At 40.9% G+C, this 22825-nt stretch carries 19 protein-coding genes; 8 read left to right on the top strand and 11 right to left on the bottom strand.

Annotated features, from left to right (window positions below):
- The first annotated feature begins 207 nt into the window (after positions 1-207).
- The 7 genes from dksA (at position 208) to MTN96_RS18620 (ending at position 5597) form a co-directional block, all read left to right on the top strand.
- Positions 208-651 carry an RNA polymerase-binding protein DksA gene (gene dksA / locus MTN96_RS18650; RefSeq protein WP_013465738.1) on the top strand — a complete coding sequence of 148 codons (444 nt, stop codon included), beginning with the start codon at positions 208-210 and terminating at the stop codon, positions 649-651.
- 13 nt (positions 652-664) lie between these two features.
- A complete protein-coding gene (gluQRS, locus tag MTN96_RS18645; RefSeq protein WP_248532480.1) occupies positions 665-1561 on the top strand; it encodes a tRNA glutamyl-Q(34) synthetase GluQRS in 897 nt (298 codons plus the stop codon).
- Between the two features lie 305 nt (positions 1562-1866).
- A complete protein-coding gene (gene pcnB / locus MTN96_RS18640; protein ID WP_175610030.1) occupies positions 1867-3165 on the top strand; it encodes a polynucleotide adenylyltransferase PcnB in 1299 nt (432 codons plus the stop codon).
- A gap of 3 nt (positions 3166-3168) precedes the next feature.
- Positions 3169-3654: a 2-amino-4-hydroxy-6-hydroxymethyldihydropteridine diphosphokinase gene (gene folK / locus MTN96_RS18635; protein WP_248532479.1), complete on the top strand. Its 486-nt coding sequence runs from the start codon at positions 3169-3171 to the stop codon at positions 3652-3654.
- Between the two features lie 30 nt (positions 3655-3684).
- Positions 3685-4479: a 3-methyl-2-oxobutanoate hydroxymethyltransferase gene (gene panB / locus MTN96_RS18630; protein WP_248532478.1), complete on the top strand. Its 795-nt coding sequence runs from the start codon at positions 3685-3687 to the stop codon at positions 4477-4479.
- The gene (panC, locus tag MTN96_RS18625) at positions 4479-5327 is read left to right on the top strand and encodes a pantoate--beta-alanine ligase (protein ID WP_138626321.1); all 849 of its coding nucleotides are present in this window, start codon (positions 4479-4481) and stop codon (positions 5325-5327) included. Before panB ends, panC begins: the two co-directional genes overlap by 1 nt.
- Positions 5328-5357: 30 nt before the next feature.
- Positions 5358-5597 (top strand): hypothetical protein, encoded by a 240-nt coding sequence (locus MTN96_RS18620; RefSeq protein WP_036981457.1) that lies wholly within the window; start codon positions 5358-5360, stop codon positions 5595-5597.
- A gap of 67 nt (positions 5598-5664) precedes the next feature.
- Here the strand turns inward: MTN96_RS18620 and MTN96_RS18615 are convergent, their stop codons facing one another.
- The 11 genes from MTN96_RS18615 to MTN96_RS18565 all read right to left on the bottom strand — a co-directional run bounded on the left by MTN96_RS18615 (position 5665) and on the right by MTN96_RS18565 (position 18913).
- A complete protein-coding gene (locus MTN96_RS18615) occupies positions 5665-6633 on the bottom strand; it encodes a PstS family phosphate ABC transporter substrate-binding protein (RefSeq protein WP_138563139.1) in 969 nt (322 codons plus the stop codon).
- Positions 6634-6712: 79 nt separating this feature from the next.
- Complete coding sequence (gene phoR / locus MTN96_RS18610) at positions 6713-8059, bottom strand: phosphate regulon sensor histidine kinase PhoR (RefSeq protein WP_248532477.1); 1347 nt, start codon at positions 8057-8059, stop codon at positions 6713-6715.
- A gap of 93 nt (positions 8060-8152) precedes the next feature.
- The gene (gene phoB / locus MTN96_RS18605) at positions 8153-8842 is read right to left on the bottom strand and encodes a phosphate regulon transcriptional regulator PhoB (protein ID WP_248532476.1); all 690 of its coding nucleotides are present in this window, start codon (positions 8840-8842) and stop codon (positions 8153-8155) included.
- Positions 8843-9460: 618 nt separating this feature from the next.
- On the bottom strand, positions 9461-10525 hold the full coding sequence (gene fba / locus MTN96_RS18600; protein WP_248532475.1) for a class II fructose-bisphosphate aldolase: 1065 nt from the start codon (positions 10523-10525) through the stop codon (positions 9461-9463).
- A gap of 211 nt (positions 10526-10736) precedes the next feature.
- Complete coding sequence (locus MTN96_RS18595; RefSeq protein ID WP_248474804.1) at positions 10737-11912, bottom strand: phosphoglycerate kinase; 1176 nt, start codon at positions 11910-11912, stop codon at positions 10737-10739.
- 316 nt (positions 11913-12228) lie between these two features.
- Positions 12229-13242: an erythrose-4-phosphate dehydrogenase gene (gene epd, locus MTN96_RS18590; RefSeq protein WP_248532474.1), complete on the bottom strand. Its 1014-nt coding sequence runs from the start codon at positions 13240-13242 to the stop codon at positions 12229-12231.
- 183 nt (positions 13243-13425) lie between these two features.
- Positions 13426-14172 carry an SIMPL domain-containing protein gene (locus MTN96_RS18585; RefSeq protein WP_248532473.1) on the bottom strand — a complete coding sequence of 249 codons (747 nt, stop codon included), beginning with the start codon at positions 14170-14172 and terminating at the stop codon, positions 13426-13428.
- 134 nt (positions 14173-14306) lie between these two features.
- On the bottom strand, positions 14307-14930 hold the full coding sequence (locus tag MTN96_RS18580; protein WP_069440146.1) for a 3'-5' exonuclease: 624 nt from the start codon (positions 14928-14930) through the stop codon (positions 14307-14309).
- Between the two features lie 5 nt (positions 14931-14935).
- The gene (locus MTN96_RS18575) at positions 14936-16774 is read right to left on the bottom strand and encodes a DUF294 nucleotidyltransferase-like domain-containing protein (protein ID WP_069440145.1); all 1839 of its coding nucleotides are present in this window, start codon (positions 16772-16774) and stop codon (positions 14936-14938) included.
- A 140-nt stretch (positions 16775-16914) separates the two neighbouring features.
- Complete coding sequence (locus MTN96_RS18570; protein WP_036981444.1) at positions 16915-18639, bottom strand: sodium:solute symporter family protein; 1725 nt, start codon at positions 18637-18639, stop codon at positions 16915-16917.
- Positions 18640-18649: 10 nt separating this feature from the next.
- Complete coding sequence (locus MTN96_RS18565) at positions 18650-18913, bottom strand: DUF4212 domain-containing protein (RefSeq protein ID WP_008464847.1); 264 nt, start codon at positions 18911-18913, stop codon at positions 18650-18652.
- 461 nt (positions 18914-19374) lie between these two features.
- On the opposite strand from MTN96_RS18565, the gene MTN96_RS18560 reads away from it, so the two are divergent.
- Positions 19375-22815, top strand: coding sequence for a PAS-domain containing protein (locus tag MTN96_RS18560; protein WP_214552698.1), 3441 nt, complete (start codon positions 19375-19377; stop codon positions 22813-22815).
- Positions 22816-22825: the final 10 nt, after the last annotated feature.

Here is a 22825-nt window from a genome sequence, read left to right as displayed (position 1 = left end):
TATTATTTTTGCCCACATAACAACGCCAGTTTATAAACCGATACTGTAATAAAAAAATATAAACACTGCTTTTGCTACTTTTATATGGGTAAACAGGGTTGAAGCTAATTCGATTATTTAAAAATAAATTTGCCTAGGGTATGAGTTTCTGCTATTTATACCGCCGGCTAATGCTGAGGCATTAAATTAAGGATTTAGGAGAGAGTTATGCCAGACCAAAAAAGACATGGTTTATTGGCTCAAGCCGGTTTAGAACCATACCAAGAAAAACCGGGTGAAGAGTACATGAATGAAGCACAACGTGCTCATTTTAAAACAATTTTAGAAACTTGGCGTAATGATTTACGAAACGAAGTTGATCGTACTAAGTCACATATGCAAGACGAAGCAGCTAACTTTCCTGATCCCGTTGACCGCGCAGCACAAGAAGAAGAGTTCTCATTAGAGCTTCGTACTCGTGACCGCGAACGCAAATTAATTAAGAAAATTGAAAAAACAATCAACTTAATTAAAGAAGACGAGTTTGGTTTTTGTGAGTCTTGTGGTATTGAAATTGGTATTCGTCGTTTAGAAGCACGTCCTACTGCTGATTTATGCGTAGACTGTAAAACACTTGCCGAAATTAAAGAAAAACAAGCTGGACGCGGCTAATTAAGTTATAGCCATGTCTTCTACAGCCGTTACCGCGCAAGTATCTGACTATCGCGGCCGATTTGCACCGTCTCCTTCGGGGCCGTTACATTTTGGCTCACTTGTGGCGGCTGTAGGTAGCTACCTAGATGCAAAAGTTAACCAAGGGAAATGGTTAGTACGCATTGAAGATATAGACACCACTCGCGTTGTAAAAGGCGCCGCCACCGATATCCTAAATACCTTAGACGCCTACTGCCTTAATTGGGATGAAAACGTTGTGTATCAAACACAGCGTCTTACTATTTATCAAGATGCAGTAAACTCACTGTCAAAACAACACCTTATTTATGCCTGCCAATGCTCTCGTAAGCAAATAAAAGCCCTCGGCGGTATTTATCAAGGGCAATGTAAACACAGCCAACTCAGTGAACAGGGTCATGCCCTTCGCTTAACTCAATGCCATGCAACCGTGACTTATAACGACCTTATTCAGGGGCGTATTGACGTTGACCCTGCTCTGGCCCATGAAGATTACATTATAAAACGTAGCGACGGTTTATTTGCCTATCAACTGGTGGTGGTTATTGATGACATTGAGCAAGGGATCAATCGAATTGTACGAGGCGCTGATCTACTTGAACCTACCGCCCGTCAAATAAGTCTGTTTAAGCAACTTAATAACCCTATTCCAGAATTTGCTCATTTACCTTTAGCGGTAGCAAAACCAGGGTTTAAACTGTCTAAGCAAAATTATGCCCCTGCAATTTGCAAACAAAATCCAAAACCCACTTTAATAGCTGTATTTAAATTTTTAGGCTTGCCAATACATGAGCAACTAATGGATTTAACCTGCGAACAATTACTCGCTTGGGGCGTGGCGCATTTTAACTTAAGCCTTGTTCCTGCTAAGCGTGAAATACAGATTTAACCTCCCTTTACGTATTACGTGGAATTAATTCAAATAAAATCGTTAAAAATGGCTTAATTTCAGTGCTGCAACTTAATTTTTTTACCTTGCTGGTATATGATAGCCGCCTAAATATATGCTAATTACATTAAACAGTAAAAATAACGCTTTAAGCGAATACTTGCTGTGATTTTGATTGCAATGGCGAGTAAATCAACCGCTTCTCTAGGAGACAGACTATTATTTCCAAGCTTTTTCAATTTTGTCGACAAATTATTGGCCCAAGTGCCAATAACGAAAATGTCGCAATCAGCAGTGAGCCGTTAGTGATCCCTAGAGGTGAGCATGGTATTTCTCGCAAACAATTTAGCCCAAATGCAATCAAAGTACTCTATCGCCTAAAAGATGGTGGCTATGATGCCTACTTAGTTGGTGGTTGCATTCGCGATGTATTGTTAGGCCAACAACCTAAAGATTTTGATGTTGTAACCAATGCAACCCCTGAGCAAGTTAAAAAACTGTTTCGTAACTGCCGTTTAATTGGCCGCCGCTTTCGTTTAGCGCACATTGTTTTTGGTCGTGAGATTATTGAAGTGGCCACCATGCGCGGCCATCACGAAGCACAAGAAGATAAAAATCAAATTAGCCAATCAAGCGAACATGGGCAACTACTTCGCGACAACGTATTTGGCAGCATTGAAGAAGATGCCGAGCGTCGTGATTTTTCAATCAATGCCTTATATTACTCAATCAATGATTTTTGTATTTATGATTACGCCAATGGTTTAGCGGCCATAAAGGCAAAACAAATAGAGTTAATTGGCGATCCTGAAACACGCTACCGTGAAGACCCCGTGCGTATGCTTCGCGCAGTGCGCTTTGCCACCAAGTTAGATATGCAAATAGCGCCAGCAAGCGAAAAGCCGATTACCGAATTAGCGAGTTTGCTTGATAATATTCCGCCAGCGCGTTTATTTGAAGAAATACTCAAGCTATTTTTAAACGGCAAAGCACAGCAAAACTTTGTAATGCTGCGTCAGTACGGTTTATTTAAATCGTTGTTCCCAGAACTTGACCGGATTTTAGATAAAAACCCAGACGGACTTGAAGAAACCTTCATCAAGCAAATGTTTGCAAACACTGACATCCGTATTAATTCAGATAAAAAAGTCACTCCTGCATTCGTATTTGCAGCATTACTGTGGTTCCCGCTGATTGAACGTACTGAAAAAATTAGACGCCAAGAGCAACTATCAGAATACGATGCATTTGCTCAAGCAATTAATAAAGTACTGAGTGAGAATGCCCAACATATTGCCGTACCAAAACGCTTTACGTTAGGTGCTCGTGATATTTGGCATATTCAACAACGCTTAGATAAACGTGCAGGCCAACGTGCCTATCGTTTAACACAGCAACCGCGCTTTAAAGCCGCTTATGATTTTTTACTATTGCGTGTTGATGCTGGTGAAACTGAGCATACAGAGCTGGCACAGTGGTGGACACAGTACTTAGGTCAAGATATTAATGGCCAAAAAGAAATGGTGCGAGAGCTTGGTCATCAAGGTGGCCCAAAGCCACGCAAGCGACCTCGTCGTCGTACTACTAAAAAGCCAGCTGAGTAAATAATGCAACGTGTCTATTTGGGTTTAGGAGCAAACCTTAACAGCCCTAAAAAACAACTTGATAACGCTGTTATTGCACTTAAAAGCTTGCCAAACAGCGAACTTATAGCCTGCTCGCATTATTATGCGAGCAAGCCTATGGGACCACAAGATCAACCTGATTATGTGAATGCAGTCGCCTGTATCAACACTTCACTTGAGCCAGAGCAACTACTCGATTTAACCCAAGCCATAGAGCTAGAACATGGTCGAGTCAGAAAAGCTGAGCGCTGGGGCGCACGCACACTGGATATTGATATTTTATTATTTGGTGAACAGGTTATAAATACTAAACGTTTAACGGTGCCTCATTACGGGTTAAACGAGAGAGAATTTGTTGTTTACCCGCTGCAAGAAATTGCACCCGAACTTATTTTACCAAGCGGCGCATCTATCAAACAGATAGCAAATAACCTACCGCTTAACGACTTACAACAATTACCGCTGTAATTAACTAAGGCCACTGTCTGCGAGAATATTATGTCTAAAATAACCGTTTCAACTTTGAATAAAATGAAGGCTGAAAGTAATAAAATCACTGCGTTAACAGCTTATGATGCCAGTTTTGCTAAGTTATTTCATGAGAATGGCGTTGAAGTTGTTTTAGTCGGTGATTCTTTGGGAATGGTATTACAAGGTGGCGATGACACACTCGCTGTGACAAACCAAGAAATTGCGTACCATACTCGCTGTGTTCGCGCTGGAAGCCGTGACCTATTTGTTATTGCCGACCTACCGTTTATGACCTATGCAAATCCAAATGATGCGTGTAAAAATGCCGCAGAGCTCATGCGCGCAGGTGCTAATATGGTCAAGCTTGAAGGTGGTGAATGGCTACATGACAGCATTAAATCACTCACTCAACAAGGTATTCCGGTGTGTGGGCATTTAGGGCTTACGCCACAATCTGTGCACGTATTTGGTGGTTTTAAAATTCAAGGCCGTGAAGAAGTACAAGCACAAAAAATTATTGCCGATGCAAAAGCATTAGAGGCAGCGGGTGCTCAACTACTCGTGCTTGAGTGTATTCCAAGTGCCTTAGCAAAACGTATTACTGACTCATTAAGCATTCCGACTATAGGGATTGGTGCGGGCAATGTAACCGATGGTCAAATTTTGGTTATGCACGATTTAGTCGGCATTTCTGCAGGCTACATTCCTAAATTTTCAAAAAACTTTTTACTCGAAACAGGCAACATGCCTGCCGCTGTTAAAAAGTATTGTAACGATGTTAAAAGCGGCGTTTTTCCAAGCGCTGAACACGAGTTTAAATAATGCAGTCAATCACTGAAATTAAATCATTACGCAGTCAAATAAGAGCTTGGCGCCAAGCGGGTTTAAGTGTTGCACTAGTACCTACTATGGGTAATCTGCACCGCGGCCACTTTTCGTTGGTAGAAAAAGCAAAAACACTGGCCGACAAAGTCGTTGTTAGTATTTTTGTTAACCCGATGCAATTTGGTGCTAACGAAGATTTAGACAATTATCCGCGTACCTTAGATGCCGATAAACAAGGTTTAGCCGATCTTGAAACGGATATTTTGTTTATCCCCAGTGTAGAGGCTATTTACCCAAATGGCTTAGGGGTGCAAAGTTTTGTTGATGTACCAGGTATTTCGATGGGCTATTGCGGCGGCTCACGTCCTGGTCATTTTAAAGGTGTAGCAACAGTTGTCACTAAACTATTTAACTTAGTCCAACCTGATTACGCCTGCTTTGGTGAAAAAGACTTTCAACAGCTGCAAGTTGTTAAAACAATGGCCCGTGATTTGTCGATACCAGTAGAAATTATTGGTGTGCCAACGATACGTGAAGTTAGCGGCCTTGCCATGAGCTCACGCAATGGGTATTTATCAAGTGATGAAAAGCAAACCGCTACGATTTTATTCAATACTTTAAATCACTGTGCGCAGCAACTAAAAAGCGGAAATAAAGCGTTTGCTACTCTTGAAGCTGATGCTAAAGCGACTTTAGAAAGCGCAGGGCTAAAACCAGATTATTTTTCGATAGCTCAACGAGATACATTAAAAGCTGCTACACTCGAAGATACACGATTTGTTATTTTAGCTGCCGCCTTTTTAGGAAGTGTTAGATTAATCGACAATATACAGGTTGAAGTTTAATACTGGTGTAGCCTCACTTTAAGGATAAGTATGAAAACTTTTATTAAAACTAGCCTCGTGGCTTTTTCGTTTGCAGTTCTTGCTGGCTGCCAGAGCCAGGCGGGTAATCCAGCACTTAATCAATGTGCTCAGCAAAGTTATCAATGCGAAACCAGCTGTGAACAACAAACAACCACCGACAGCCTTAAGTCACAGGTTTGCTCATCTAAGTGCATCGAAGCGTATAATCAATGCAAAGTACAAGCTGAAAACTTAAGTAAAGCTGACTAATATCAATCGGCATAAATTGTAAACCAAAAAAAACCGCTCATTTGAGCGGTTTTTAATTATTAGCGGTTTAGTTTAAGCCTAACTTTTTCAACTCAACTTCAACTAGCTTTGCAGAAAGTGGCACATAACCATCTTTTTCTACAATTTTTTGACCTTCTTGCGAAAGTACCATCTTTAAAAACTCAGCTTCAACTGGGCCAAGTGGCTTATTTGGGTGTTTATTTACATAAACATATAAGAAACGTGAAAGTGGGTATTTACCTTGAGCTACGTTTTCAAGCGTGGCATCTACAAAGTTAGTACCTTTTTTAGATAACGGAACAGTGCGCACACCCGATGTTTTATAACCAATGCCAGAATAACCAATGGCATTTAGTGATGCTGAAATTGACTGTACAACAGAAGCTGAACCCGGTTGCTCGTTCACGTTATTACGAAAATCGCCTTTACATAAGGCTTTCTTTTTAAAGTAACCGTAAGTCCCTGATACTGAGTTACGTCCATATAATTGCACATCTTTTGCAGCCCAATCACCTTCTAGACCAACATCACTCCAGCGGTTTACTTGCTCTGGTGCGCCACATTTACGTGTTGATGAGAAAATAGCATCGATTTGGTCAATACGTAGCCCTTCAATTGGGTTATCTTTATGAACAAATACCGCTAATGCATCAATTGCTACACGTACTTGTGTTGGCTTATAACCATAGCGCTTTTCAAATGCTTCAATTTCTTTCGACTTCATAGCACGGCTCATTGGACCTAAATTTGCCGTACCTTCTGTTAGTGCTGGTGGCGCAGTAGACGAACCTGCCGCTTGAATTTGAATATTTACATTTGGGTAAATACGCTTATATTCTTCAGCCCAAAAGGTCATCATGTTGGCTAACGTATCAGACCCTACCGATGAAAAGTTACCTGATACACCGCTAATTTTTTGATACTCAGGCATACCGTCTTCTAATGCTACTGCTTGCGCAGATACAAATGTTGTAACAGCCACACCCATTGCGGCAACTAAGTTTTTAAATTTCATTTTGGGGTTCTCCAGTTTGTTCGTCCCATTTCCTAACTGCGGTTCACTCTAAAGTGAGTACATGACAATGGTGTGACTCTTAAATGACACTTTTATGACTAGCAGTATTACTCGTCACTAATGGCGGAATAGAGATCACCCTATCGCTTGAAAACGCAAAAGAAAAACAGGAGCCTTTACCCAGTTCACTGCTAATTTTTAATTGGCTACCATGGCGAGTAAGTACATGTTTAGTAATTGCTAAGCCTAATCCTGAGCCACCAGTGGTGCGGCTTCTGGCTTTATCGACCCGATAAAAACGCTCAGTTAAGCGATTTATATGCTCTGGTGCAATACCATCACCATTATCGATAACACTAAAACATGCCTGTGCATTGTTGCGCTGCCAACACACCTCAATTTTACCACCTGGCTTAGTATAATGAATGGCATTAAATACTAAGTTTGAAAACGCACTTCTGAGCTCATCCTCAGCGCCGGTAATATCAAGTGACGCATCAATATTAAAAATAAGTTGATGGCCTTTATCTTGATTTATAGACTGTGCTTCAATTTCAATCAGTTTTAGCAATTGCGGTACATTTACTGCCTTATCATTACTGTGGCGTTTTGCGCCTTCAATACGTGATAACGAAAGTAACTGATTCACTAAACTATCCATGCGTTTACATTGTTCTAGCATGGTAGTTTGTGCCTTATTCCACATTGCAGGCGGAGGGAGCGAATCACTGTCGAGCATTTCAAGGTAGCCGGTAACAACCGTTAAAGGGGTTCTGAGCTCATGAGAGACATTAGCAACAAAGTCTTTACGCATTTGCTCAAGCTGCTTTAAACGGGTTACATCACGTACTACCACCAATAACTGAGTGTTAGCATAAGGCATCACCCTAAACTCAAGTACTTGTTCTACACTGTGGCCACTTTCAAGCTCCAGTGCATCACTAAACTCTTTACGGCGCATATATTTAGCAAATTTAGGATCGCGAATGAGGTTATCTAAACGCTGACCATGATCAACCGGCCATTGTAACCCTAACACTTTGAGTGCAAGTTGATTACACCACACAATTGATAAATCGTTTTGCAATACAACAACGGCATCAGGCACCGCCTCAGCACCGTCACGAAAACGGCGTATCAGCTCTGCCAGTTCGTTACGCTTTTTACGATTACGATGTTGCAGCTGATAGATGCCTTCAAATACTTGTTCCCACGACCCTTCACCTTCTGGTGGGTTAAAACTGCGCTGTTTATGCAGCCAATCACTTAACCGATAAAGTTGATGGTAATGCCACATAAGTAGCGAAAAAGCGCCCAAAAACAACATCAAAAATGGGGCATCAATAAGCACCCCAATAAAAAGTAAAGGTATAAAATAGACAAACAGCCGCTTTGTTAGCGCCTGCTTGTTAATAACTCGATACATACACGCTCTTTACCTTATAAACGCTAGCAGACAAGTTGACTGAACTAGGTTAATAGATTGCTACTTAACTAAGTAAGCTTAATTGTAAGCACACTATAGTTTACACGAAAAGCGATAACCAGCTCCGCGTACCGTTTGTACTAAGCGGTCATGTCCAAGCGTAGCAATCGCTTTACGCAAGCGACGAATATGGACATCTACGGTTCTGTCTTCAACATACACATTCGTGCCCCATACATGATCAAGCAGTTGCTCACGGCTGTAAACACGCTCTGGATGGGTCATAAAAAAGTGTAACAGTCTAAATTCGGTTGGCCCCATATCAAGCTCACTGCCCCCTGAGGTAACACGATGCGAAATAGGGTCCAAGCGCAGGCCATGCACTTCAATTGCTTCTTCTAAAGAGGTAGGTGCTACTCGGCGAATAACTGCTTTAATACGCGCCATTAACTCTTTAGGTGAAAACGGCTTAGTAACGTAATCATCAGCGCCCACTTCTAAACCGCGTATTTTGTCTTCTTCTTCGCCGCGAGCAGTTAGCATAATGATAGGGATTTGGCGTGTGTGTTCATTTTGTTTGAATTTTTTAGCGATTTGAATTCCACTACCACCAGGTAGCATCCAATCGAGTAACACCATATCTGGATAAGGTTCAACCATTGCGGCTATTGCAGAATCATAATCTTCTGCCTCAATGGCTTGAAAGCCATTTTGTTCTAAAACAAAAACCAACATTTCCCTGATAGGTGCTTCGTCATCAACGACTAATACTTTACGTGACATTCCAATTTATCTCTTAGGCTATTGAGTAGGTTTCATTATTATGACTAAGTATGACATTTTTATTAAAGTGTAACGTCTAAATTAAAATGAAACTAAAAAAAACACAAAATAGTAACAAAAAATTGAATATGTCATATTTTTATCATCTTGAGCAGTAAATAAAAAAGTGGTTTGCAGTAAAGTGAGTCGTTATTAAAGGCCTATTTATGATATTAACTTGGGATCATCAAATTACTAACTAGCAGCTATTTTTAGGCTTAATAATAAAAGTCGGCACCTATTTAGATCAGGTTTATTATGATCTTAAATACAAGGATCAGAGTTCTATTAAGCAGATCCCTTTTCGGATCACTATTTTACCCACTAACAAAGCTAAACCAATGATTTACTGTGTGATTTTTATCCATTTATTATGATATTCGACACTTAAAAGTACAAAATGCGTCACTTTAAGCCCTTCACTTAGTAAAGTAATGATCCCAGATATGACAAGTTAGTAATCGAGTGATCCCAAATTAATAACTAGGTAAAATACTGATCCCCCACAGATCAAAAAAGCCAGTGCGTAAGCAACTGGCTTTTTATAATGAGTGCGAGAGTATCGCCGTTATTGGCTCATTATTTTATTTTTGGATTTAACTCACCGCTTAAGTATTTAAGGTGCATTTCATCCAATGAAATTGGCTTAATTTTACTTGCTTTACCCGCAGTACCAAACGCTTCGTAACGGGCAATACAAATGTCAGTCATTGCTTGTGTTGCAGCGGCTAAGAACTTACGTGGGTCGAAGTTCGATGGGTTCATTGCCAAATGACGACGAATCGCACCGGTAGACGCTAAACGTAAGTCAGTATCAATGTTTACCTTACGCACACCGTATTTAATACCTTCAACAATTTGCTCAACTGGCACACCGTATGTTTCAGGAATTTCGCCACCGTATTGGTTAATCACTTCTAACCACTCTTGTGGTACAGAAGACGAGCCATGCATTACTAAGTGCGTGTTTGGAATACGCGCATGAATTTCTTTAATACGATCAATCGCTAAAATATCGTCGGTTGGTGGACGCGTAAATTTGTAGGCACCGTGTGATGTACCACAGGCAATAGCCAGCGCATCAACATGGGTTTTATTTACAAAATCTGCCGCTTCTTCTGGATTCGTTAGCATTTGCTCTGTGGTAAGTTTACCCTCAGCGCCAACGCCGTCTTCTTCACCCGCTTCACCGGTTTCAAGTGAACCTAATACACCTAGCTCACCCTCAACTGAAACACCACATGCGTGTGCCATTTCAACTGTTTTACGTGTTACATCAACGTTGTAATCGTAGCTTGACGGAGTTTTGCCATCGCTCATTAACGAGCCATCCATCATTACTGATGAAAAACCTAACTGAATTGAACGCTGACATACACCCGGTGATGTACCGTGATCCTGATGCATAACCACGGGGATATGTGGCCATTCTTCAACTGCCGCTAAAATCATATGACGAATAAAAGGTGCACCGGCATACGCACGTGCGCCCGCAGAACCTTGCACAATAACAGGGCTGTTTGTTTTATCAGCCGCTTCCATAATTGCGCGCATTTGCTCTTGGTTATTTACATTAAACGCGGGTACACCGTAACCATGCTCAGCGGCATGATCCAGAAGTTGTCGCATACTGATTAAAGCCATTGGGTATTCTCCAATTTATCGATAGTCATTAAACTATCTAGTTTGAACGGATTTGTTAGTTTGGTGCAATAACTACACCTCGAACCTTAAAGCTCAATGCCTAAAATTCGAATTAAATAACTAATAAATAAAAGTGAGAGGTATTTATCAGTTAAGTGTAGCAGATGCGGACACTCCACATCTGCCTAACGGCTAGCTAATACCCTAGGTATTACTTAGCACGTGATTCTAGCATCACTACTGCAGGCAGTTTTTTACCTTCTAAAAACTCTAAGAAAGCACCACCACCGGTAGAAATATACGAAACTTTGTCACTAATGCCGTACTTGTCAATTGCTGCTAAAGTGTCACCACCGCCTGCAATTGAAAACGCTTTTGAATCAGCAATCGCTTGGGCAATGGCACGTGTACCATTACCGAACTGATCAAATTCAAAAACACCCACTGGGCCATTCCATACAACGGTGCCCGCATTAGCAATAATTTTTGCAAGTTTGTTTGCTGTATCAGGACCAATATCAAAAATCATATCGTCGCTGGTAACTTCGCTTACATCTTTAAGTGTTGCTACAGCTGATTCTGAGAATTCATTACCCACAACAACGTCTGTCGGTACCGGAATTTCACCCTTGTTAGCTTTTGCTGCTGCACATAAGCGATTAGCTTCGTCCATTAAGTCAGCCTCAAAAAGGGACTTACCTACAGGGTAACCTGCAGCTGCAATAAAGGTATTAGCAATACCGCCACCCGTAACAAGCTGGTCAACAGTTTTAGACAATGAATCAAGTACGGTTAACTTAGTTGACACTTTAGAGCCACCCACAATCGCCACTAATGGGCGTGCTGGGTTATCAAGCGCTTTGCCTAGCGCTTCAAGTTCAGCCGATAATAATGGACCGGCACACGCTACATCAGCAAATAAACCTACACCATGCGTTGATGCTTGTGCCCGATGCGCAGTACCAAAGGCATCCATTACGTACACGTCACATAATGCAGCGAGTTGCTTTGATAAAGTTTCGTCGTCTTTTTTCTCGCCTTTATTAAAACGCACGTTTTCAAAAACAACGACTTCGTTATCTGCAACATCAACGCCGTTTAGATAATCTTTTTCTAGGCGAACTGTTTGCTCAAGTGCATCATTTAAGTAATCGACAACCGGAGCCAATGAAAACTCTTCTTCGTATTGCCCTTCCGTAGGACGGCCAAGGTGTGACATAACCATCACTTTCGCGCCTTTCTCTAACGCTAGTTTGATAGTAGGTAACGCAGCGCGAATACGTGCATCTGACGTCACTTTTCCTGCTTTAACGGGTACATTTAAATCTTCACGAATTAATACGCGTTTGCCGTTTAAATCTAAATCTGCCATTTTAATGACCGACATGAACATCTCCTTAGTTAACGATACTAAACCTAGGGTCTGTTGACCCTTCAAGGTTGAATTTGCAGCTGCCTGTTTGGTATTTAGGCAAGGCAGAGCCTATGTGGTGTGGTTATTCCCCATAAATAGGCGATAACGCAGCATCAATGCCAAACAGGCGCTGCCCAAAGGGTTCTACCTAGGGGCAATCAACTCTTTGTTGCTCGGTTTTTACTTAGCCCACTAGGTTACAAACCTCGCGCCGCGATTAAATTGCCCTTAGTTTGAACAAATATTAATCCGCAAAGGTCAACAGACCCTTACAAATACGTTTAAAATATTACTTAAATGCCATCATAGCACGCGCGGTATCGAGCATGCGATTCGCAAATCCCCACTCGTTATCACACCAAACTAATAACTTTATCAGTCGTTTATGACTAACACGTGTCTGTGTGCCATCTATGATACAAGAATGTGGGTCATGATTAAAATCAACCGATACCAATGGCTCTTCGGTGTAACTTAAAATACCTTCAAGGCGGTCTTTAGCTTGTGCTTTAAGGGCATTATTAACCGCACTTAAATCTACATCTGCATTAACCGTGACACTTAAATCCATCGCCGTCACATTAATGGTCGGTACACGGACCGCAATGGCCTCAAAGCGACCTTTAAATTTGGGTAAAATACGATCTATACCACGAGCTAATTTTGTATCTACAGGAATAATAGACTGGCTGGCGGCACGCGTACGGCGTAAATCATGATGATACGCATCAATTACTTGCTGATCGTTCATTGACGCATGAATAGTCGTAATAGCACCTGATTCAATGCCAAAGGCATCATCGAGTACTTTAATAACAGGAACAACGCAGTTGGTGGTACACGAGCCATTAGAGACAATAGTATGCTCGCTTTTAAGCTCATTGTCATTAATACCGTAAACAATAGTGGCATCAACATCATTATCCGCAGGATGTGAAAACAACACTTTTTTAGCGCCTGCGGCAATATGTAACTGTGCGTGCTCACGTGAGTGGTAAACCCCCGTACATTCAAGCACCACGTCAACATCTAACGTTTGCCACGGTAATTCAACTGGATTTTGTTCACAAAATAACGCAATAGTGTCATCAGCTACGCTAATGGTGTCTTCACCTAGTTTAACTGGAAAAGCAAAACGACCATGAGAGGTGTCGTATTTTAATAAATGGGCAATAGCTTCAGGGTCGGCTAATTCGTTAATTGCAACAATTTTGATCTCGTCGCTTAAGCCTGATTCGTATAGTGCACGGACAATATTTCGACCAATACGACCAAAACCATTAATTGCAAGTTTGATTGCCATGAAATATAAAATCCACTCTAGTTACGTACAGAGAAAGGCAGCGTCGCCTTTTAGATGGCGGTATTGTAATCGACCTTGCTTGTGATTATAAGAGCCAAGCATTAGAAACTTTAAATTAACGTCATAATCAACACACACTGCACTTTTACTTTTAGTCCTGCTAGTGGGTATTTGCACTGTTTGCTATTTTAGTTTTAAATCAAACACCACCTTTATTGATGCTTTAATGCTTATTGTTGCGCCTAAATATTGCTGCTGCATAAATGGATTCTCGTTATTACCAGCAACCACGCTATTTCTATGGCTAGATAAAATAATGTGCTTAACACCGCCCGCGTCATAATCGTAATCTGAGCTGCTGGAATTTGCACTGATACTGTAAACGTTGCCAAGTTCAGCGCCAAAAGCTTGAGCGAGCTTATTTCCCTTCGCTTTTGCGTTATCGATTGCTAATTGTGTTGCTTCTGCCTTTAACTGATTAACTTTAGAGGATAAACCATTAATTTTTTCGATATTGTCTATTTTTAAGCTTTGAGCAAAATTAATAAATTCATCGACTTTTTTAATATCTTTTAATGTGACTTTAACTGTTTTCAGGGCTAAATACTTATCGCCTGAAACAGTCCCAGATTCTGTACCAATCATAGTGTATACCTTGCTTTTTAAACCCGATATATAAACATCGTTTTGGTCAAAACCGTATTTGTCTGATTGTTCAAGTAGCAAGCTAATCCGGTCATCAAGCTCACGTTTAGCCTCAAGGAATGTATCTTCAGTACTTTTTACTTCAAATATAATTTGAGCCATATCAGGCTCAACAAATATTTCAGCTGACCCTTGCACTGCAATATGACGATTAGCTGGCACGCTTGAATTAGCAAAAGTAATAAGAGGGAATAAGGTAATAAAAATAGCGATGATAAGTTTCATATTCGTTCCTTGAATTCATAATAAATCACACGTTCCCATAATTATACAAATAAAAACAAAAGTATACTGCCTCATTAACCAAGTATTTATGCATTCTTTATAATTAGGTTGGGTTTCGCTTCGCTCTGCCCAACCTACGTTAATTCGCCTACTTTGAGCTCCTTACCGGCGCTTATTTGATGGCATTGGGCTAATAACAACTCAGCAGTAGCTTGTGCATCGGTAAGGGCGTGATGACAATGATAGCTTGGTAAGTCGTAGCGTTTACGACATTCATTAAGAGTTAAATCGTCTAATTTTATATCTGAGCTATGTTTTAGCAGACGCTTTTTTTCTATTTGTAAGGTGTCGATAATCAACTTGGGGCGCTGGGTGATCCCTGCATTTTTTAGTGCTAACTTTAAAAAACCCCAATCGAGCATGGCATTATGAAATACTAAAATACAGTCACTAAAGTGAGCGCTTAAAGACGTTAAAATGCTTTGTAGACTTTGCCCTTGTGCCACCGAGTCAGTACTAATGCCATGAAAAACGGGGCTCTGCTCTAAACTTTTCACCTCTTTATTAACCAAATGCTGCGACTGACTGTTTTTGATACATTCGTTATCAATCAGTACCCAAGCAACCGAGACAATTTCATGTTGTTTAGGAGCAAGCCCTGTTAATTCCAAATCAATTACTAAATAACGTTGCTTTAAAGCACTTTGCACGAGCAAATGACGGCGCTTTAAATAACGAGTAATAAGCTGCTTAACCATTGTTGTTACAAACTCCCACGCGAAAATTTAAACGCCGCGCCTTGCTGCGCTTGTTTTACTAAGTAAAAAGCTTCTTTAAGCTGATGACGCTCTAACGAATTGAGCTTATCTGGGTTTATACAATTGCTGGGTAACCCCTCTTCGTTTATTTGTGTGCGCAACCGAAGCTGAGTTAAAAATCGCCAACAATCTTTTAAATTATAAATATCTTCTTTGCTTAACAATGAATACTTTAATAAGGCGTCTAATCGCTCTTGGGTGTTAGCACGACGGATGCCTACTTTTAATGCATACAACCTTGCCAGATCGTTAATGATCACCACCCCGCGCTTTTTAAGATCGATGTACTTGTGGTGTTGCTCTGTTTTTTCGGTTTTAAAGTTATTGAATAAACCAATCGGCGCGCTGTTGGTATTCACATCGCTGGCCATTGCCGCATAAAAAAGATCGTTGCGAGAAATATGAGTTAACTCTTCACAAAACTGGCTATAAAGCGTGGTTGATCCTTCAATAAAACGCAGATCAAAAAATATTTTACAGTTGAGCATTGCCTGGGGTGTGGGGCTGGTGATCCACTTTAAAAACTTCGCCCGCCAATCACTGACACTCATTCGACACGCATCACTGCTGGCCATAATGTTACCAGGGCAACGACGAATACCGCATTCAACTAAGTTTTCACATACAAATTCACCCATTTGTTTAAAGTACGCGTGCTGCTCATCGTTTAGACCATCGGGTAATAACAAGCCATTATCTTGATCAGAATGCAGTGTTTGCTCTTCGCGCGCTTGAGAGCCAAAACAAATAAAGCTAAAGCTCGTAGGTGCAACACCATGTTGTTGTTGAAATAAAAATATTAGCCGCGAGGTTAGCGCATCGGTTAAACCGCTGAGTAGTTTTCCAATCAGTGAAATATCATCAATATTATTAGAAAACCCCTTTAATAACTCAGGAATTTCTTTAGCGTAACGCTTTAAATCAGCGACATTATGCGCTTTATAAATACGACCAATGAGCTGGACAGGGTCGCTTTTTTGTTGGCGTAGTAAGTCTGTACTAGTGATCATACCTAGCGGTTTATGATTTTCATCAAGCACAGGTAAATGATGAATATTATGCTTAAGCATTAAGTGTAGCGCTGAAAACACACGATTATTTTCAAATATAAACTTAGGCTTATTGGTCATAATACTGTTTATAGCTTGCGCGGGGTCCACCTCATCAGCAAGCACTCGATTACGTAAATCACGGTCAGTAACCACCCCAACAAGGTGCGAGTTTTCGGTGATCATTATTGAAGAAACCCCATGCTCTTGCATTTTTTTAGCACTATGACGGATGCTGGCATCGGGGGGCAGCGTTATCGCTTTGCGAGTCATGATCTCTGAAATTTTACGCTCAGACCAGCTGTCGTTGTTGCTCTTATAATGCGATGACAGTAATCGATTTGCATGTGCACGGACAAAGTATTGCTCAAAGGCTTTATATTCTCGGCGTAAATAATCAAAATGCGTTTGGTCGAGCATATACACTATGCCCTCTTTTTGTACTTCTAAACTGTTTTGAATTGCATCTCCCGTTAGTAAAGAGGGGTAACCAAAGTAATCACCTTGAGTTAAACGCGTTACCGTATCGCCTTTGGCATCGACTAAATCGTATAACCCAGAGCGGATTAAAAATAACTTAGGCTGTTCACTGTTAAGCCATTGCGTTTGGTTTTCTCGGGTCAAATAAATACTATCCAGATGGTTTACAAAATAACTGCAGGCGCTGTCTTGTAACATTGAAAATGGCGCTTGCTTGTTAATAAACTGCGCGACTTCCTGTTGCTCATTACTCATAAATCATCCTCAATAAAAAAGCGACTTAACCTGAAATATGGTTATTTAATATAGCGATTATTTAATGTAGTCATTATTTAAACAAATAAAAAGCCCGACTTAAGTCGGGCTTTGATGCGTTATATCATTAGATATATGGATTAGTGAGCATGCGCTTCACTAGACCCTTTAGGATTACGAATGCCTTCCACCATTTCTTGGATTTCAATTGGTGTTGGTTGAGTCATTTTCATTACAACTGCCGCTACTGCAAAGTTAATGATCATACCTACTAAACCAATCCCTTCAGGTGAAATACCTAAGAACCAATTTTCTGGGCTATTAAGCTCAGGGCTCACAAACTTGAAGTAGATGATGTATGCAGCAGTAAAGGTGATACCCGTTACCATGCCTGCAATTGCACCATGTTTATTCATTGATTTAGAGAAAATACCCATAATAATTGCAGGGAAGAAGCTCGCTGCCGCTAAGCCGAAGGCAAAGGCAACAACCGAGGCCACAAATCCTGGCGGATTAATCCCAAAGTAGGCGGATATTACAATAGCAATCATCGCTGCTAACCTCGCTGCAAGTAATTCTTGCTTGTCGGTTATATCCGGTTTGAGTGTCCGTTTTAGCAAATCGTGCGATACTGAGGTTGAAATAACCAATAGTAAGCCCGCTGTAGTCGATAGTGCCGCGGCAATACCACCAGCAGCAACGAGTGCAATAACCCATGCTGGTAAGTCGGCAATTTCAGGGTTCGCTAGTACCATAATATCGCGGTCAACGTTTACTTCGTTCGCGCTATTAGGGTCAGTGATTTTACCTGATGTGTAAAACATTTTGCCGTCACCATTTTTATCATTAAAGGTAATTAGGCCTGTACGTTCCCAGTTTTTAATCCAAGCTGGTGCATCTGCATACGCTGTGCCGCTACCGTCTTTACCATTAATGGTGTCAATCATGTTTACACGGGCAAACGAAGCTACTGCGGGTGCTGTTGTGTAAACAATAGCAATAAATACCAGTGTCCACGCCGCTGAAATACGTGTGTCCTTTACGCGAGGTACAGTGAAAAAGCGAACAATTACATGTGGTAAACCAGCAGTACCGACCATAAGAGCACCTGTGATTGCAAATACATCAATCATGCTCTTCGAGCCTTCAGTGTATTGACCAAAGCCCAACTCAGCACTTAAACCATCTAATTTATCCAATACATACATGCCTGAACCATCACTTAGCGTGGCACCAAACCCTGTTTGTGGGAAAAAGTGACCGGTTGCCATCATCGAGATGAAAATAGCCGGTACCAAATAAGCAAATACCAGTACACAGTACTGCGCAACTTGCGTGTAAGTAATGCCTTTCATGCCACCAAGTACAGCATAAAAGAAAACAATAATCATGCCGATGTAAACGCCGGTTTCAATTTCAACTTCTAAGAAACGAGAGAACACCACACCCACACCACGCATTTGACCCGCAATGTAAGTAAAACAAATAAAGATGGCACATAAAATAGCCACTAAACGCGCAGTACGTGAGTAGTAACGATCCCCGATAAAGTCTGGTACAGTAAACTTGCCGAATTTACGTAAGTAAGGCGCTAAACACATGGCCAGTAGTACATAACCACCCGTCCACCCCATTAAGTAAACACTACCGTCATAGCCAGCAAACGAAATAATACCTGCCATTGAAATAAATGACGCAGCACTCATCCAATCCGCAGCAGTTGCCATACCATTGGCTAGTGGAGGTACACCACCACCGGCAACATAGAATTCATTTGTTGACCCTGCACGAGCCCAGATTGCAATGCCGATATAAAGCGCAAAGCTTAAACCGACGATTATAAAAGTGAGTATTTGAACATCCATTGCTTAGCTCCTATTCGTCTACGCCATATTTTTTATCTAACGTATTCATTTTGAAAACGTACACAAAAATCAAAGCTACAAAGGTATAAATCGCGCCTTGCTGGGCGAACCAGAAGCCAAGTTTAAACCCAAAAAAACGTACTTCATTTAGTACATCTACAAGTAATATGCCAAAGCCAAAAGAGACCACAAACCATACCGCTAATAACTTAAACAGTAATGAAATGTTTTCTGCCCAATAAGCTTTTGCTTGTTCTTCATTTTTAAAAGCCATTTTTATTTTCCCCTTTAAACATCGCAAGATTACGATGGGTGGTTTTTTATATTCGTTAATCAATTTAGCAACGCTACTCAAATATTGAATTGCGACAATGGTCGTAACAATGTGTTAACGTTTTTGCAAACTGCAGGCGTTTAATTAGTAAACAATAAGTGAACTACTTTAATTTCAGTAAGTTAATTAATTTTTTTGCGAGATGTTTACGCCAATTTTTGAGTAAAGCGTGGGAATAAGACATTAGTCTAACCAAACAACCAATTTAAAATAAAACTTTAAAAATCAAATGGTTATTTTATTTATAGATAATATAAATAAAATGTATCCCCCTAACTTAATCCACTGCCAGGTATTGTAAATAACCAAACGGCCTCAAATGCCAACTGACGCTCGCATCTTGAAATAGTTTGGGTATAGTTATGGCAAATTATAAAAATATTCTACAAGGTTAAATAAACATGACGGCTGTACTACTCATTGTTGCCTTTGGCTACATAGGCGTGCTGTTTTGGCTGGCTAATTGGGGGGATAAAACCACGCCACTTGCCAAGCGTATTAGTCATCACCCGTTTGTGTATTCATTTGCACTAGGTATTTATTGCACTTCATGGACTTACTACGGCTCAGTAGGCACAGCAGCGACCAGTAGCTGGAGTTTTTTACCTATATTGTTAGGCCCCGCTTTATTGTTTTTTTTCGGTCAAGGCTTTTTACGTAAACTGGTACTGGTGAGTAAAAAACAAAATATCACCACTATTGCCGACTTTATTTCAGCCCGCTATGGTAAGCGTCAAACCACCGCCATTATGGTGACAATAATCGCCTTATTGGCCACCATTCCGTACATTGCATTGCAATTAAAAGCACTCAGCTCTAGCTTTTTACTCCTACAAAACAGCAATCAGATATCAGGGGATATTTTGGCGCTATCGGCCACGTTAATGATGGCGTTATTTGCTATATTTTTTGGTACGCGCAAAGTTGATGTAACCGAATACCGTTCAGGTTTAATGCTCGCTGTAGCGTTTGAATCTTTAGTTAAACTGTTTGCCTTAGCCGCCGTTGCTGGGCTTGCGATATACAGCTTATTTAATTTACCTACAGAGAGCTCTAGCCAAGTCGCCGAGTCTATTTGGATGTATTGGACACACTTTGACTTTTTTAGTTTTAATTTTATCGGCCAGTCACTTATGGCAGCAGCGGCTATTATTTGTTTGCCACGCCAATTTCATGTAACCGTGGTCGATAACCAAGATAAGCGCCATTTATTCACTGCGCGTTGGGCCTTTCCGCTGTATTTGCTATTAACAGCAGCAATGATTTTACCTATTGCCACCGCTGCGATTCACCCCGAAATAGGCCGCAGCTTATCACCAGACAGCTTTGTACTGGCACTGCCTATGTTGCACGATAATGCTTTTTTAACTACGTTTGTGTTTATTGGAGGGCTTTCAGCAGCTACAGCCATGATTGTTGTAGCCACATTAACGTTAAGTACCATGATCTCAAATGATGTGGTACTGCCGTTAATGTTACGTCGTAAATTTAAACGTAACTTAATTACCAGCAGCTATAAGTCTCGTATTTTACTGGTGCGTCGATTTACCATTGCTGGGGTGCTTATTTTAGCTTACTTCTATCAGCAATGGTTTGGAAATGGCAGTGCACTGGCTAGTATGGGATTGGTTGCTTTTTCATTGGTATCGCAACTATTGCCTGCCATTGTAGGTGGTTTATATTGGCGAAAAGGCCATGCCTATGGTGTCTATGCCGGGCTACTCGCTGGGGTTATTTGTTGGGTATTGTTTTTAATGTTGCCTATTTTAGATGCCCCCAACCCACTAGACAGTGAGTTACAACAAACCCTAATTACACGCGGTACACTTATCGCGTTGTTCGCCAATATTGGCTGTTACATTAGTTTTTCGCTAGGGGCTGAAGAGCGCTTAATCGATAAAATTCAAGCGGCTGCTTTTGTTAATCCAAAAGATCAGGCTATTTTATCGCGCCGATTAAATAAAAATGTAAAAGCCACGGTATACGACTTCAAAATACTGCTACAGACCTTTTTAGGCATTCAACGTAGCCAGCAAGTATTATCACACTATGCGCTTCATCACGACTTAAACGACAACAATGCTCACCCTCGCGCTGACTTTATTGCTTACTGCGAACGTGCACTTACTGGGGTATTAGGTGCCTCGTCGGCGCAAGCGCTTATTCATACCGTATCGTCGGGCAAACGCATGGCGTTTGAAGAGGTGGTAAACTTTTTTGATGAAACCACACAAGCACTGCAGTTTAATCAAAACTTGCTGTTTACCTCGTTAGAGAACTTAAGCCATGGCCTATCCGTTGTAGATAAAGACCTTAACCTCGTGGCTTGGAATAAGCGCTACAGTGAAATGTTTAACTACCCCGAGGGCTTTTTACAAGTTGGCCAACCTATTGAGGAAATAATCCGGTATAACGCAGAGCGCGGTGAATGTGGCCCAGGTGAAATTGACCGTCATGTTGATAAGCGAGTTCAGCATTTAAAAAATGGTAGTTCACATCACTTTATTCGCCATCGTCGAAACGGCCAAGTGTATGAAATGATTGGTAACCCACTTCCTGATGGCGGATTTGTAACCAGTTTTTCTGATATTACTACTCACATTAGTACTCAAAATGCGCTAGAAGAAATTAATATGGACTTAGAAAACCGTATTGAAGCCCGCACCCAAGAAGTACAAACGATTAATAGTAATCTACAAGCACAAATAGATAGCCGCGTACAAACAGAGCAAGCACTTACTTTAGCCAAGCGCGAGGCAGAACAGGCTAATGATAGTAAAACTCGCTTTTTAGCATTGGCCAGTCACGATATTTTACAGCCATTAAATGCTGCACGTTTATACCTTGCCGCGATTGATGAAACACAACTAGACACCACGAATAAAAATAATTTTAATAAGCTTGGCGACAGTTTAGATTCAACTGTGCATTTAATGTCGGCCTTACTCGAAATTGCAAAATTAGAACAAGGCGCAATGACCCCAAGCCCACGTCACTTTTGTATTGACGATATTTTAGACCCTCTCAAAAGTGAATATGCCATTTTATCAAGCGATAAAGGACTGTCATTTACAGTGCGCTCAAATAAGCAAATAGTGCATAGTGACATTACCTACTTGCGCCGAATACTACAAAACTTGCTGTCTAATGCGATTAAATACACCGAAAATGGCCAAGTGCTAATTGCCTGCAGAAATCGTAAACACAGTTTACGCATAGAAGTATGGGATACAGGCCCAGGCATTAGCGATATTGAACAGGCAAAAATATTTAACGACTTTTACCGAATTGAAGCGGGCGACAATAAAGGCGTAGGCCTTGGTCTAGGGGTAGTTAAACGTATGGCTGATTTACTGAGCCTGCCGATTGATGTGGTTTCTTTACCTAATAAAGGCAGTCGATTTAGTATAGAAGTGCCTTATGGTGATGCGCAATTAGTGCAACAAAAACAAACAAATCAAAATATCGTAGACAACCGCGCTGCGATTAATATTATTGCCGTTGATGACGATCCTGAAAACTTAGCCGCGATGGCCAGCTTATTGAAAAAATGGCGGGCAAATTACACCTTATTCGACAAAGTTGATGCTGTGTTAGCGTATGCTAAAGCGCATGCAGCGCCCGATGTTATTTTAATGGATTATCAATTAGGTAATGATTGGGATGGCATTACTTTAATTAAAACACTGCGAGAGACTTGGCAAAGCGACATTCCGGCAATTTTAATTACCGCGGTGCGTGACACTGAGCTAAAACAAACAACCAAAGCTGAAAATATTCATTACCTAAGTAAACCAGTAAAACCAGGTAAACTTAAGGCCTTGCTTAATCATAGTACTTAACCACCAATAA

The sequence above is a fragment of the Pseudoalteromonas sp. 2CM28B genome (genome assembly GCF_023161935.1).
The sequence above is the reverse complement of the archived record's forward strand: the minus strand, read 5'-3'. Positions and strand labels throughout refer to the sequence as shown.

Excerpts from the sequence above, each read along its gene's own strand:
- dksA (WP_013465738.1), top strand. The coding sequence starts at position 208 with ATGCCAGACCAAAAAAGACATGGTTTATTGGCTCAAGCCGGTTTAGAA.
- gluQRS (WP_248532480.1), top strand. The coding sequence starts at position 665 with ATGTCTTCTACAGCCGTTACCGCGCAAGTATCTGACTATCGCGGCCGA.
- folK (WP_248532479.1), top strand. The coding sequence starts at position 3,169 with ATGCAACGTGTCTATTTGGGTTTAGGAGCAAACCTTAACAGCCCTAAA.
- panB (WP_248532478.1), top strand. The coding sequence starts at position 3,685 with ATGTCTAAAATAACCGTTTCAACTTTGAATAAAATGAAGGCTGAAAGT.
- panC (WP_138626321.1), top strand. The coding sequence starts at position 4,479 with ATGCAGTCAATCACTGAAATTAAATCATTACGCAGTCAAATAAGAGCT.
- MTN96_RS18620 (WP_036981457.1), top strand. The coding sequence starts at position 5,358 with ATGAAAACTTTTATTAAAACTAGCCTCGTGGCTTTTTCGTTTGCAGTT.
- MTN96_RS18615 (WP_138563139.1), bottom strand. The coding sequence starts at position 6,633 with ATGAAATTTAAAAACTTAGTTGCCGCAATGGGTGTGGCTGTTACAACA.
- phoR (WP_248532477.1), bottom strand. The coding sequence starts at position 8,059 with ATGTATCGAGTTATTAACAAGCAGGCGCTAACAAAGCGGCTGTTTGTC.
- phoB (WP_248532476.1), bottom strand. The coding sequence starts at position 8,842 with ATGTCACGTAAAGTATTAGTCGTTGATGACGAAGCACCTATCAGGGAA.
- fba (WP_248532475.1), bottom strand. The coding sequence starts at position 10,525 with ATGGCTTTAATCAGTATGCGACAACTTCTGGATCATGCCGCTGAGCAT.
- MTN96_RS18595 (WP_248474804.1), bottom strand. The coding sequence starts at position 11,912 with ATGTCGGTCATTAAAATGGCAGATTTAGATTTAAACGGCAAACGCGTA.
- epd (WP_248532474.1), bottom strand. The coding sequence starts at position 13,242 with ATGGCAATCAAACTTGCAATTAATGGTTTTGGTCGTATTGGTCGAAAT.
- MTN96_RS18585 (WP_248532473.1), bottom strand. The coding sequence starts at position 14,172 with ATGAAACTTATCATCGCTATTTTTATTACCTTATTCCCTCTTATTACT.
- MTN96_RS18580 (WP_069440146.1), bottom strand. The coding sequence starts at position 14,930 with ATGGTTAAGCAGCTTATTACTCGTTATTTAAAGCGCCGTCATTTGCTC.
- MTN96_RS18575 (WP_069440145.1), bottom strand. The coding sequence starts at position 16,774 with ATGAGTAATGAGCAACAGGAAGTCGCGCAGTTTATTAACAAGCAAGCG.
- MTN96_RS18570 (WP_036981444.1), bottom strand. The coding sequence starts at position 18,639 with ATGGATGTTCAAATACTCACTTTTATAATCGTCGGTTTAAGCTTTGCG.
- MTN96_RS18565 (WP_008464847.1), bottom strand. The coding sequence starts at position 18,913 with ATGGCTTTTAAAAATGAAGAACAAGCAAAAGCTTATTGGGCAGAAAAC.
- MTN96_RS18560 (WP_214552698.1), top strand. The coding sequence starts at position 19,375 with ATGACGGCTGTACTACTCATTGTTGCCTTTGGCTACATAGGCGTGCTG.